Origin of the sequence: Mesorhizobium sp. M1E.F.Ca.ET.041.01.1.1 (genome assembly GCF_003997355.1) — a bacterium.
In the GTDB taxonomy this organism is placed as follows: domain Bacteria; phylum Pseudomonadota; class Alphaproteobacteria; order Rhizobiales; family Rhizobiaceae; genus Mesorhizobium.
This window is the reverse complement of sequence record NZ_RZSL01000149.1, coordinates 1-11,872: the sequence shown is the minus strand read 5'-3', so window position 1 is coordinate 11,872 and position 11,872 is coordinate 1. Positions and strand designations below refer to the sequence as shown.

General features: G+C 65.1%; 10 protein-coding genes and 1 riboswitch. Of the genes, 5 read left to right on the top strand and 5 right to left on the bottom strand.

The window, feature by feature from the left end; all coding sequences use genetic code 11:
* Nucleotides 1-25 precede the first annotated feature (25 nt).
* A complete protein-coding gene (locus tag EOA38_RS14785; protein ID WP_127299524.1) occupies nucleotides 26-1,201 on the top strand; it encodes a phosphoserine transaminase in 1,176 nt (391 codons plus the stop codon).
* Nucleotides 1,202-1,270: 69 nt separating this feature from the next.
* Nucleotides 1,271-2,872 (top strand): phosphoglycerate dehydrogenase, encoded by a 1,602-nt coding sequence (serA, locus tag EOA38_RS14780; RefSeq protein WP_127299523.1) that lies wholly within the window; start codon nucleotides 1,271-1,273, stop codon nucleotides 2,870-2,872.
* Nucleotides 2,873-2,994: 122 nt separating this feature from the next.
* Here the strand turns inward: serA and EOA38_RS14775 are convergent, their stop codons facing one another.
* A complete protein-coding gene (locus EOA38_RS14775; RefSeq protein ID WP_127299522.1) occupies nucleotides 2,995-3,927 on the bottom strand; it encodes a DMT family transporter in 933 nt (310 codons plus the stop codon).
* Between the two features lie 268 nt (nucleotides 3,928-4,195).
* Here EOA38_RS14775 and EOA38_RS14770 point away from each other — a divergent pair, with 268 nt between their 5' ends.
* Nucleotides 4,196-5,494, top strand: a complete 1,299-nt coding sequence (locus EOA38_RS14770) for an adenylosuccinate synthase (RefSeq protein ID WP_126091458.1) — start codon at nucleotides 4,196-4,198, stop codon at nucleotides 5,492-5,494.
* Between the two features lie 67 nt (nucleotides 5,495-5,561).
* Nucleotides 5,562-7,364, top strand: coding sequence for a hypothetical protein (locus tag EOA38_RS14765; RefSeq protein ID WP_127299521.1), 1,803 nt, complete (start codon nucleotides 5,562-5,564; stop codon nucleotides 7,362-7,364).
* Nucleotides 7,365-7,382: 18 nt separating this feature from the next.
* Here the strand turns inward: EOA38_RS14765 and EOA38_RS14760 are convergent, their stop codons facing one another.
* From EOA38_RS14760 to EOA38_RS14745, 4 genes are read right to left on the bottom strand one after another with little or no spacing between them, the layout of a single operon-like run.
* Nucleotides 7,383-7,682 (bottom strand): CcdB family protein, encoded by a 300-nt coding sequence (locus tag EOA38_RS14760; RefSeq protein ID WP_127299520.1) that lies wholly within the window; start codon nucleotides 7,680-7,682, stop codon nucleotides 7,383-7,385.
* Complete coding sequence (locus tag EOA38_RS14755; protein WP_127299519.1) at nucleotides 7,682-7,924, bottom strand: type II toxin-antitoxin system CcdA family antitoxin; 243 nt, start codon at nucleotides 7,922-7,924, stop codon at nucleotides 7,682-7,684. Before EOA38_RS14755 ends, EOA38_RS14760 begins: the two co-directional genes overlap by 1 nt.
* A gap of 55 nt (nucleotides 7,925-7,979) precedes the next feature.
* Nucleotides 7,980-9,800, bottom strand: a complete 1,821-nt coding sequence (locus tag EOA38_RS14750; RefSeq protein WP_127299518.1) for an ABC-F family ATP-binding cassette domain-containing protein — start codon at nucleotides 9,798-9,800, stop codon at nucleotides 7,980-7,982.
* A 1-nt stretch (nucleotide 9,801) separates the two neighbouring features.
* On the bottom strand, nucleotides 9,802-10,446 hold the full coding sequence (locus EOA38_RS14745; protein ID WP_127299517.1) for a thiamine diphosphokinase: 645 nt from the start codon (nucleotides 10,444-10,446) through the stop codon (nucleotides 9,802-9,804).
* A gap of 144 nt (nucleotides 10,447-10,590) precedes the next feature.
* A riboswitch (TPP riboswitch) is annotated at nucleotides 10,591-10,706 on the top strand.
* 42 nt (nucleotides 10,707-10,748) lie between these two features.
* Between EOA38_RS14745 and thiB the strand changes: the two genes are divergently transcribed.
* A complete protein-coding gene (thiB, locus tag EOA38_RS14740; RefSeq protein WP_127299516.1) occupies nucleotides 10,749-11,759 on the top strand; it encodes a thiamine ABC transporter substrate binding subunit in 1,011 nt (336 codons plus the stop codon).
* The last annotated feature ends 113 nt before the right edge of the window (nucleotides 11,760-11,872 follow it).

Sequence of the window (11,872 nt, the reverse complement as noted above, 5' to 3'; positions counted from 1 at the left end):
CCACTATCTGGAAGGATAGACCACGATGACGACGCTTACCAAGCCCGGATTCCGTCCGGCAAACCCCAATTTCTCCTCAGGTCCCTGCGCAAAACGTCCCGGCTGGTCGGCCGAGGCGCTGAAGGCTGCCGCGCTCGGGCGCTCCCACCGCGCCAAGATCGGCAAGGGCAAGCTCGAGCAGGCGATCGAGCTGACGCGCGAAATCCTCAAGGTTCCGGCCGGCTACCGGATCGGCATCGTGCCGGCATCCGACACCGGCGCGGTGGAGATGGCGCTGTGGTCGCTGCTCGGCGAGCGCGGCGTCGACATGGTCGCCTGGGAAAGCTTCGGTTCCGGCTGGGTGACCGATGTGGTCAAGCAGCTCAGGCTCGCCGACGTGCGCCGCTTCGAAGCGGGCTATGGCGAACTACCGGACCTCACCAAGATCGATTTCGACCGCGACGTGGTCTTCACTTGGAACGGAACGACCTCGGGCGTGCGGGTGCCGAACGGCGATTTCATTCCAACCGATCGCAAGGGTCTGACTATCTGCGACGCCACCTCGGCTGCCTTCGCCCAGAGGCTCGACTTCGAAAAACTCGATGTCGTGACCTTCTCCTGGCAGAAGGTGCTGGGAGGCGAGGGCGCGCACGGCATGCTGATCCTGTCGCCCCGCGCCGTCGAACGGCTGGAAACCTACAAGCCGGCCTGGCCGCTGCCGAAGATCTTCCGCCTGACCTCGGGCGGCAAGCTGATCGAAGGCATCTTCAAGGGCGAAACCATCAACACGCCGTCGATGCTGTGCGTCGAGGACTATCTCGATGCTCTTCAATGGGCGAGGTCGATCGGCGGCCTGGACGCGCTGATTGCCCGCGCCGACGCCAATGCCGCGGTGCTCGACCGGTTCGTCGACAAGTCGCCATGGCTCGGTCATCTGGCCGCCGATCCGGCGACACGCTCGAATACCTCGGTCTGCCTCTCCTTCACCGACGTGCAAGTGGCGGCGCTCGACGCCGACGGTCAGGCGGCGTTCGCCAAGGGCATTGTCTCGGCGCTCGACAAGGAAGGCGTCGCCTACGACATCGGCTCCTATCGCGACGCGCCGCCCGGCCTGCGCATCTGGTGCGGCGCGACCGTCGAGACGTCCGACCTCGAGGCGCTGCTGCCATGGCTCGACTGGGCCTTCGCCACGCAGAAGGCGTCGCTCAAGGCGGCGGCCTGAGATCATTGCACGGCGGCCTTCGGGCCGCCGATCCCCACACGGATCAATCCCATTTTGAAGGAGGCCGCCATGGCGCCCCGCGTTCTCGTATCGGATAAGCTTTCAACCACCGCCGTGCAGATCTTCAAGGATCGCGGCATCGAGGTCGACTACCTGCCCGATCTCGGCAAGGACAAGGAAAAACTGCTCGAAGTGATCGGCCAATATGATGGCTTGGCCATCCGCTCGGCAACCAAGGTCACCGAGAAGCTGATCAATGCCGCAACCAGGCTCAAGGTCGTCGGCCGCGCCGGCATCGGCGTCGACAATGTCGACATCCCGGCGGCAAGCCGCAGGGGCATCATCGTGATGAACACGCCCTTCGGCAATTCGATCACCACGGCGGAACACGCCGTTGCGATGATCTTCGCGCTGGCGCGCCAGATCCCGGAGGCCAACGCCTCGACGCATGCCGGCAGGTGGGAAAAGAACCGCTTCATGGGCATCGAGATCACCAGCAAGACGCTGGGCGTGATCGGCTGCGGCAATATCGGCTCGATCGTCGCCACCCGCGGCGTCGGCCTGAAGATGCATGTCGTGGCTTTCGATCCGTTCCTGTCGGACAGCCGCGCCGAGGAGCTCGGCGTCGAGAAAGTCGAGCTCGACGAGCTTTTCGCCCGCGCCGACTTCATCACCTTGCACACGCCGCTGACCGACAAGACGCGCAACATCATCGACGCGGCTGCGATCGCCAAGATGAAGGACGGCGTGCGCATCATCAATTGCGCGCGCGGCGGCCTGGTCGTCGAGGCCGACCTGGTTGGCGCGCTGAAGAGCGGCAAGGTGGCCGGCGCCGGTATCGACGTGTTCGAAGTCGAGCCGGCGGAGAACAATCCGCTGTTCGGCATGGAGAATGTCGTGGCGACCCCGCATCTCGGCGCCTCGACCACCGAGGCGCAGGAGAATGTCGCGCTGCAGGTTGCCGAGCAGATGTCGGACTACCTGATCAAGGGTGCCGTCTCCAACGCCATCAACATGCCTTCGATCACCGCCGAGGAAGCACCGCGGCTGAAGCCGTTCGTCAAGCTGGCGGAAGTGCTCGGCGCCTTTGTCGGCCAAGTCACCGAGGATCCGATCAAGGAGGTCGAGATCCTGTTCGACGGCTCGACCGCGACGATGAACACGCGCGCGCTGGTGAGCGCCGCCCTTGCCGGCCTGATCCGGCCGCAGGTCTCGGACGTCAACATGGTGTCGGCGCCGATCATGGTGAAGGAGCGCGGCATCATCGTCGCCGAGGTCAAGCGAGACAAGTCGGGTGTCTTCGACGGCTATATCAAGCTAACCGTCACCACCGAGCATATGACGCGTTCGATCGCCGGCACCTGCTTCTCGGACCACAAGCCGCGCTTCATCCAGATCAAGGGCATCAACCTCGACGCCGAGGTCGGCCAGCATATGCTCTACACGACCAATGCCGACGCGCCCGGCATCATCGGCCTGCTCGGCACCGTCTGCGGCGAGAACGGCGTCAACATCGCCAACTTCCAGCTCGGCCGCAACCGGCCGGGCGGCGATGCGATCGCGCTGCTCTATCTCGACGCGCCGTTTCCGGAAAAGGTGCTGGATCAGCTGCGGGCGCACGAGTCGATCGACTCGGCCAAGCCGCTCCGGTTCGACGTCGGGAGCGAGTGAACGCGCCAATCGCCTGAAATGGAAACGCCCCGCCTGTGGCAGCAAGCGGGGCGTTTCCATAATATCAGGCCTTGTCAGATCTCGCCCGTAGGGGAAGCGGGCTCGATCATGCATCGTCATTGTCAATCGCTGCCTTGCGTATTCAGCAAGGGAGATCGCAGCATCCGCAAGGTAGCCCTTCTGCCGCTGTATTCGGCCAGCGCGATGCCTCCGAGCACGAGCGCAAGCGCAAGACCCTGATAGAGCTCAAACCGCTCGCCGACGATCAGCACCGAAAGCAGCGTGCCGAAGATCGGCACCAGATTGATGAACAGCCCGGCTCGGTTGGCACCGATGAGCTCATTGCCCCGAATGTAGAAGATCTGCGAGACGACGGAAGCGCCGAGCGCGGTGTAGAACGCGATCGTCCATCCTCTCGCGTCCGGGACGATGACGCGGCCCGCCGCCACTTCCCAGACAAAGAAGGGCAATGAGGTCAAAAGCGCGGCGAACGACAAAGCCAGCATCAGGCTTTGCCAGCGGATGGCGGGCTTCAGACGCAGCCCCACCGAATAGAGGCTGTAGCAGAGAACTGCGACCAGCATGATGGCGTCGCCGAAATCGAGCTCGAGCTTCAGCAACTGGCTGAGATCGCCATGGCTCGCGGTGAGGGCGACGCCGACGATGGTCAGCGCCACGCCGACGATCTGCAGGCGCTGCACATGCAGGCGGAACAGCACGAAATTGGCAAGGATGATGACGATCGGTATGGCGGCCTGCTCGATCGAGACGTTGATGGCGGTCGTGTAGTTCAGCGCCGTGTAGAAGATGACGTTGAAGATCGTGAAGCCGCAGGCGCCGAGGCCGGCGAGCAGCAGCCAATGCCGGCGCAATTCGGGCCAGTCCTCGCGAAACGCCCGCCAGCCGACGGGCAGCAGGATCAGCACCGCCAATACCCAGCGCAGGAAGACCAGCGTCATCGGCGACACGTGATCGACGGCAAGCTTGCCGGCCACGGAATTGCCGCCCCATAGCAGCGTGGTGGAGAGAAGGAACAGATAGGCGGCTCGATGCATTGCTCAATCCGGTGCGGGGACGCGTTTGAGGAGCTAATCCGACCTATTGCGACGGCCGGGCCAAGTAAATGATGCGAAAGCCGGAATTTGTTGTGCCTGGATCAGGATGACGGTTGGAGCATGATCTCTTCCGAAAAACCGGCTTCCCCTTTTCGGCACCATGCTCTGGGGTTTTCGGCGGCAAAGAAAGGGTCGCATCGGCCGGCACATGAGTCTATAGAGGCCTGTCGTTTCAAGCCGCCAAGGCGGCATCTCAAGGGAAAAGAACATGGCCAATGTGGTGGTCGTCGGCTCGCAGTGGGGCGACGAAGGCAAGGGCAAGATCGTCGACTGGCTGTCGGAACGTGCCGACGTGGTCGTGCGCTTCCAGGGCGGCCACAATGCAGGTCATACGCTGGTCGTCGACGGCAAGGTCTACAAGCTGTCGCTCCTGCCGTCCGGCGTGGTGAGGCAGGGCAAGCTGTCGATCATCGGCAATGGCGTGGTGTTCGATCCGCATGCCTTCGTCGCGGAAGTGGCGAAGCTCAAGGAGCAGGGCGTGGACGTGACGCCAGAGCGCCTGAAAATAGCCGAAAACACCGCGCTTATCCTGTCGCTGCACCGGGAGCTGGACGGATTCCGCGAAGACGCCGCCTCGAATTCCGGAACCAAGATTGGCACGACCCGCCGCGGCATCGGTCCCGCTTACGAGGACAAGGTGGGCCGGCGCGCCGTCCGGGTGATGGATTTGGCGGATTTGGAAACGCTTCCCCTGAAGGTCGACAGGCTGCTGACGCATCACAATGCGCTGCGCCGCGGGCTCGGCCATGCCGAGGCGACGCATGAGGCGATCATGCAGGAACTGACCTCGGTGGCCGGCGACATCCTGCCCTACATGGACCGCGTCTGGAAAGTGCTCGACGACAAGCGGCGCGCGGGCGAGCGCATCCTGTTCGAGGGCGCGCAGGGCACGCTGCTCGACATCGACCACGGCACCTATCCCTTCGTCACCTCGTCCAACACGGTGGCTGGACAGGCGGCGGCCGGCTCAGGCACCGGGCCCGGCGCGATCGGCTATGTGCTCGGCATCACCAAGGCTTATACGACGCGCGTCGGCGAAGGTCCGTTCCCGACCGAGCAGAAGAACGAGATCGGCGAGTTCCTCGGCACGCGCGGCCACGAATTCGGCGTCGTCACCGGCCGCAAGCGCCGCTGCGGCTGGTTCGACGCCGTGCTGGTGCGCCAGGCTGTCGCCGTCAACGGCATCAAGGGCATCGCGCTCACCAAGCTCGACGTGCTCGACGGGCTGGACGAGATCAAGGTCTGCACCGGCTACCGCCTCGATGGCGAGCTGATCGACTATCTGCCGGCCAGCCAGGGCGCGCAGGCGCGCGTCGAACCCGTCTATGAGACGCTCGAGGGCTGGAAGGGGACGACGGCGGGCGCCAGGAGCTGGAACGATCTGCCGGCGCAAGCGGTCAAATATGTCCGCTACATCGAAGAGCTGATCGGCGCCCCGGTTGCGCTGCTCTCCACCAGCCCGGAGCGGGACGACACGATACTTGTGACCGACCCGTTTCAAGACTAGTTTCACAGCCCTTCCCGGCGCTACGACTGATTTGCGGCCCGGGGAAAGAATGCAGGTCGACTGACGCATGGCGGATTTCGTTAGTGTTCTGAAAAAGCAGCTTGAGAAGCACGGCGAGCCTTCGCTCGAGCTGCGCAAGCGGATCTACGAGAATGCTCGTGGGGCACTGGCGAAGAAGCTCGCGGACTATTCTCCGCCTTTGTCCGCCGATGTCATCGCCAAGCAGAAGCGCTCGCTGGAAGATGCCATTTCCAGCGTCGAACGGGAGTATACAGCGCCGGCTCCGGCGCCCAAGCCGGCTCCGGCGGAAGATCCGCTGGCGGAGCTGGAACATATCTTCTCGTCGATCGACCGCAACAAGAACCAGCCAAGCCATGTGCGGCAGCCGCCGGTGGCGAAGCCCGAACCGGCCAAGCCTGAGCCTTTCAAGCCGGCGCCGGCACCGGTGAAGGCGGAACCGAGCTGGCAAGGCGCAGCAAAGACGGAACCAAGCTGGCAAGGGGCAACGAAGACGGAACCCGGCGGCTGGCACAAAGTGCCTTCGGCACTGCCGCCGATGCCCTCGCCGCGCGAGGACGACGTCGGCCTGCCCGGCACGAACGCCGCCGAGCCGGACGACGGCAGCGATGTCTTCGCCAATGACGAGCAGCCGGCCGATACTTTCCAGCGGCTACGGCCGGCGCCGCGCAGACGCAGCTATGGCGGGCTGATCGCGGCCGTTGTCGCATTGCTGGTGCTGGCCGGCGGCGGCTATGGCGTCTGGCTGAACAAGGATGCGTTCCGCTCGATGCTCGGCCTGAACGGCGGCGGCAGCAAGTCGGTCTCGACCGAGCCTTTGGTCAAGCCCGCTCCGGCAAAGCCGGCCACCGAGACGGCGGCCACGCCGCCCGCCGCGGGCAACAACGCGGCCACTGCCAATGAGCCGACCGAAACGGCCAAATTCACCCAGCGCCTGACGTCTGATGGCAAAGAGGTCGATCCCGGCCCCGCCGGCGGGCAGGCTACGATCGGCGAAGGTGAATCGGTCGCCGCGCTGACCACGCCGCCGCCGGCCGCAACCGTGCCGCCGCCCGCGCCCGCGACGACGACCCCGCCCGCCGCCGGCACGCCGCCGGCCGCGGCCACGCAAACGCCGGGCGCGCCGCCGTCCGCGGCGGGAGCAACGCCGCCGGCGCCGGCCGATGCCACCGCCAATCCGCCCGCGCCGGCTGCCGGCGCTACGCCTCCCGCCGCGGGGACGACACCGCCGGCGGCTGGCACCACGCCACCCGCGTCTGGGACCGCGCCTGCGCCCGCGACGGCTGAGGCGACCGTGCCGGTTGGCCAGAAGGCGATCTTCTATGAGGAGCGCACCAGCACGCAGCAGGGCACGGCCGAGCCCGGCAGCATTGTCTGGTCGCTGGTGCAGGAATCGCCGGGCGGCGACCTGCCGCCGGAGCCGGCGATCCGCGCCGAGGCGACGATACCGGGCAAGGACATCCAGCTCAGGATGACCATCCGGCGCAATACCGACCAGACCCTGCCGGCCAGCCACATCATCGAGATGATCTTCCTGACGCCGGAAGGGTTTGACGGCGGCGGCGTCGACAACATCCTGCGCATCGCCATGAAGAGTTCGGAACAGGATGCCGGCAGCCCGCTGATCGGCATCCCGGCCAAGATCGCCGACGGCTTCTTCCTCGTCGCGCTCAACGACACCAAGGCCGACGAGGACGCGAACCTGACGCTGCTCAGGGGACAGGATTGGATCGACGTGCCGGTGGTCTACAAGACCGGACGCCGTGCGCTGCTCACCATGGAAAAGGGCATCCCCGGCGGGAAGGTTTTTGATGAGGCGCTGAAGGCCTGGGCGACGAAGACGTCGGGTTGAGCAGAGGTCGCCGGCGGCTCAAAAGCCTTGGAACAGCATATCAAGAGCGGCGACGATCTCGTCGTGATGTCTGGCGAGATTCCCTTCTGTCGCCCGCAGTTCGGAAGCCGTCAAAGCCGACATGAATTGAGTGACCATTACATGGTCCTCGCCATCAATCCTGAAGATTGGATTCAGCCTGCGGGCCGGCAAGGGTGCCATGTTGGGCGGCAGAAGCGGAACGACGACCTTGGTGTCGAGGTGCTCCAGCAGGTCGGACTGGACGTCGAGGAGATAACCGCCGCTTCCTGCGTTTCGGTAGAAGTCATATCGGGCCATCAAAATAGCCGGTATTTGGCTAAAGGCAGCCCGTTGCGCTTGACGTAGTCGTTGGAGCTTTCGAGCGCCTGCTTATTCTCCTCCTGCCAGCGGCGCGTCTTTTCGGCAGAAATTGCCTTGGCGATTCCTTGCTCGGCAGCGCGGGACATGTTGATGCCCAACGCCTTGGCCTCCTCGATCAATCTGGAATCGATCGAGGTGTTGACGGATTTACGCTGTGGCTTTGCAGTCGACTGGAGCATGGCCTACCTCTTTATGCGCATAAAGTAAGCGCATATCCGCGTGCACGCAAGCTCGTCAGCCTTCCATCTCCTCGCGCAGCATTTCCAGCTCCAGCCACTCTTCCTCGAGCGCCGCCAGCGTGGTGCGCTCTTTATCCAGCGCTGCAATGGTCTTCTGGAAGGAGACCGGGTCGCGTTCGTAGAAGGACGGATCGGCGATGTTGTTCTCCAGCCTCGAGATCGAGGCCGTCACCGCCTCGATCTTCTTCGGCAGGGATTCCAGCGCGAATTTCTGCTTGAACGAAAGCTTCTTCGCCGGGCCTTTCGCGGTCGCCTGCTCGCCCTTCGGCGCAGAGCTTGCGTCGGTGGTTTCGGCCTTCGGCCTTGCCCTGCGTTCCTCGAGCCTCGAGCGGCCGCGCTGCGCCAGCATGTCGGAGTAGCCGCCGGCGTACTCGATCCAGCGGCCGCCGCCGTCGGGCGCGATCACGCTGGTGACGGTGCGGTCGAGGAAATCGCGGTCGTGGCTGACCAGGATCACCGTCCCGGCAAAGCCGGCGACCAGTTCCTGCAGCAGTTCCAGCGTCTCCATGTCGAGATCGTTGGTCGGCTCGTCAAGCACCAGGAGGTTCGCCGGCCGCGCCAGCACGCGGGCGAGCAGCAGGCGCGCCCGCTCGCCACCCGAAAGCTCGCGCACCGGCGTGCGCGCCTGCTCCGGCTTGAACAGAAAATCCTTCATGTAGGAGACGACATGGCGCTGCTCGCCATTGACCAGAAGGTTCTCGCCGCGCCCGTCGGTCAGGTAGTGCGCCAGCGTCTCCTGCGGGTCGACCGCCTCGCGCTTCTGGTCGAGCGTCGCGATCTCCAGATTGACGCCGAGCCGCACGGTGCCCGCGTCCGGCGCCAGCTCGCCGGTCAGCATCTTGAGCAGCGTCGTCTTGCCGGCGCCGTTCGGACCGACAAGGCCGACCCGGTCGCCGCGCTGGATGCGGGTCGAGAAACCCTTGACCACAGTAAGGTCGCCAAAACGCTTCTCGATGTTCTTGGCCTCGATCACCAGCTTGCCGGATTCGGCGGCATCGCTCGCCACCATGGTCGCCGTGCCCTCAGCGCCGCGATGGCTGCGGAAACGCTGGCGCATGGCCTGCAGCTCGCCGAGCCGGCGCATATTGCGCTTGCGCCTGGCCGTCACGCCATAGCGCAGCCAATGCTCCTCGCGCACGATCTGGCGGCCGAGCTTGTGCTGCTCGCGCTCTTCCTCCTCAAGCACCTGGTCGCGCCACTCCTCGAAATGCGCAAAGCCCCTGTCCAGCCGCCGCGTCTGGCCGCGGTCGAGCCAGACGGTGGCGCGCGAGACGCGTTCGAGAAAGCGGCGGTCATGCGAGATCAGGATCACCGCCGAGGAGGTGCGTGCAAGCTCCTCTTCCAGCCATTCGATGATCGACAGGTCGAGATGGTTGGTCGGCTCGTCGAGCAGCAGAATGTCGGGCTCGGGCGCCATGACACGGGCAAGGGCTGCGCGGCGTGCCTCGCCGCCGGAAAGGTCGTTCGGCCGTTCCTCGCCGGTAAGGCCGAGATGCTCCATGAGATAAGTAGCGCGATGCGGATCGTCAGCCGGGCCCAGCCCCGCCTCGACATAGGCGCGCACGCTGGCGAAGCCGTCCATGTCCGGCATCTGCGGCAAATAGCGAACCGTCGCCGAAGGCTGGCGGAAGACCTCGCCGTCCTGCGGCTCGATCAGCCCGGCGGCGATCTTGAGCAGCGTCGACTTGCCCGAGCCGTTGCGGCCGACCAGCGCGATCTTCTCGCCGGCGGAGGCGCTCAGTGCTGCGCCGTCGAGCAGCGGCGTGCCGCCGAAGGTCAGTTTTATGCCGTCGAGATTGAGAAGAGGCGGAGCCATTTCAGCTTTCGGGAAGAGGATAAGGGTGGGCGAGAAGCAGCGCCCGGCCGCGCTCGAGCGCGATCTCGAGCCGTCCCTTGACCTCGTTCGATATAGTGAGCGAGGAGCCGAACGCCACCGCGACGCGATCGAGCGGCCATTTTGCGCCGGTGACCGTCAGGCCGGTGAGATCGGAGAAGCCCTGCACCGAGAACAAGGTGCCGTCGGCATAGTCGAAGCCGGCCTTGCCCCGCAGGATGGGGACACCTTCCTGTGCGCCGCTGGTCAGCAGAATATTGGTGCCGGCCTCGGCCAGCCGAAGCCCAAGCGCCAGATGCAGAAAGGCATGGTCCGCGCGCCTGCCGCCGAAGGCGCCGGCCAGCACCAGGCTGGTGGCGCCGCGCGCGAGCGCTTCGGCGATGGCGAGCTCGCCGTCAGTCATGTCCTTCTCGGCCGGAAAGATCTTGCGCGGCACGGCGGCCAGATCCTCCGGCAGGTCCGCGGGCACCGAATCGAAATCGCCTACCCAGAGCTCCGGCACGAGGCCAAGCATGCGGGCATGGCCGATGCCGCCGTCGGCGGCGATGACGCGCGAGCCTTCGATCTGGCGCTCGAGCCGAGGCGTGCGGACGAGTTCGCCGCCAAGCAGGATGGTGAATGTGCCCATGGCCGTCGCCCTTACCAGCCCCGCCCGCGAAACGGAAGCCGGGCGCATCCAAACGGAACGGCGCTCGTTACGGAGTAAGCCGTGATGCATTGGATGCCCGGCAACTTCCGCTTGCGCGCCGCTTCGGCCGGGCCTATGTCTCGAAGCGCTCTAACGGGGTGCCGGACGCTACTTTTGCGAACCGGCTGAGAGGCAGAAAAAGCCAACCCGCTGAACCTGATCCGGTTTGTACCGGCGGAGGGATTAGACGTCTCGGACCACCCGACGCCTCAATTCCTTTAACACGAACGAAGGAGGCGCCGATGCGCTCACTATGGTCCCAGCTTATTCTCGCAACCGGCCTGGTTTCGCTGCTGGCGGGTCTCGGGCCCGCCGAGGCGAAGGACAAGCTCACTGTCTATACCTATGAAAGCTTCACCGCCGACTGGGGTCCCGGACCCGCGGTGAAGAAGGAATTCGAGGCCGAATGCGGCTGCGACCTCGAATTCGTCTCGGTCGCCGACGGCGTGGCATTGCTCAATCGCGTCAAGCTGGAAGGCACCGGCACCAAGGCCGATATCGTGCTCGGGCTCGACACCAACCTGACGGCGGACGCCAAGGCGAGCGGCCTGTTCGCGCCGCATGGCGAAGTGTCCGGCATCAACGTGCCCGGCGGCTGGAGCGACGATACCTTCGTGCCCTTTGACTACGGCTATTTCGCCGTCGTTTACGACACCGAGAAGCTGAAGAGCCCGCCGAAAAGCCTGAAGGAGCTGGTCGAGGGCAGCGCCTCCGACAAGATCGTCATCCAGGATCCGCGCACCTCGACGCCGGGCCTCGGCCTGCTGCTCTGGGTGAAGTCGGTCTATGGCGACAAGGCGCCGGAAGCCTGGGCGAAGCTGAAGCAGAAGGTGCTGACCGTGACGCCGGGCTGGAGCGAGGCCTACGGCCTGTTCACCAAGGGTGAGGCGCCGATGGTGCTCTCCTACACCACCTCGCCGGCCTATCACATGGTGGCGGAGAACACCGAACGCTACCAGGCGGCGTCCTTCGAGGAGGGAGAATACCTGCAAATCGAAGTCGCCGGCGTCACCAAGACGGGCGCGAAGAACCCGCAGGCGGAAAAGTTCATCGCTTTCATGACCGGGCCGAAATTCCAGGACGTCATCCCGGAGACCAACTGGATGTTCCCGGCCGGCAAGACCGACAAGCCGCTCAACCCGGCCTTCAACAAGCTGGTGAAGCCGACCAAGACCTTGCTGTTCAGTCCCGAGGAGGTCGCGGCCAACCGCAAAGCCTGGGTGGACGAGTGGCTGGCGGCGATGAGCAAGTGACGGCGCCTCCCACCCTCCCCCTTGTGGGGAGGGTCGATCCGCGAAGCGGAGCGGGGTGGGGGTAGTGGCGTTGCGCTTTTCCTCACCCCCACCCCGGTTCGTTGATGCCGCTT

Coding starts and splice junctions, on each gene's coding strand:
- EOA38_RS14785 (WP_127299524.1), top strand. CDS start 26: ATGACGACGCTTACCAAGCCCGGATTCCGTCCGGCAAACCCCAATTTC.
- serA (WP_127299523.1), top strand. CDS start 1,271: ATGGCGCCCCGCGTTCTCGTATCGGATAAGCTTTCAACCACCGCCGTG.
- EOA38_RS14775 (WP_127299522.1), bottom strand. CDS start 3,927: ATGCATCGAGCCGCCTATCTGTTCCTTCTCTCCACCACGCTGCTATGG.
- EOA38_RS14770 (WP_126091458.1), top strand. CDS start 4,196: ATGGCCAATGTGGTGGTCGTCGGCTCGCAGTGGGGCGACGAAGGCAAG.
- EOA38_RS14765 (WP_127299521.1), top strand. CDS start 5,562: ATGGCGGATTTCGTTAGTGTTCTGAAAAAGCAGCTTGAGAAGCACGGC.
- EOA38_RS14760 (WP_127299520.1), bottom strand. CDS start 7,682: ATGGCCCGATATGACTTCTACCGAAACGCAGGAAGCGGCGGTTATCTC.
- EOA38_RS14755 (WP_127299519.1), bottom strand. CDS start 7,924: ATGCTCCAGTCGACTGCAAAGCCACAGCGTAAATCCGTCAACACCTCG.
- EOA38_RS14750 (WP_127299518.1), bottom strand. CDS start 9,800: ATGGCTCCGCCTCTTCTCAATCTCGACGGCATAAAACTGACCTTCGGC.
- EOA38_RS14745 (WP_127299517.1), bottom strand. CDS start 10,446: ATGGGCACATTCACCATCCTGCTTGGCGGCGAACTCGTCCGCACGCCT.
- thiB (WP_127299516.1), top strand. CDS start 10,749: ATGCGCTCACTATGGTCCCAGCTTATTCTCGCAACCGGCCTGGTTTCG.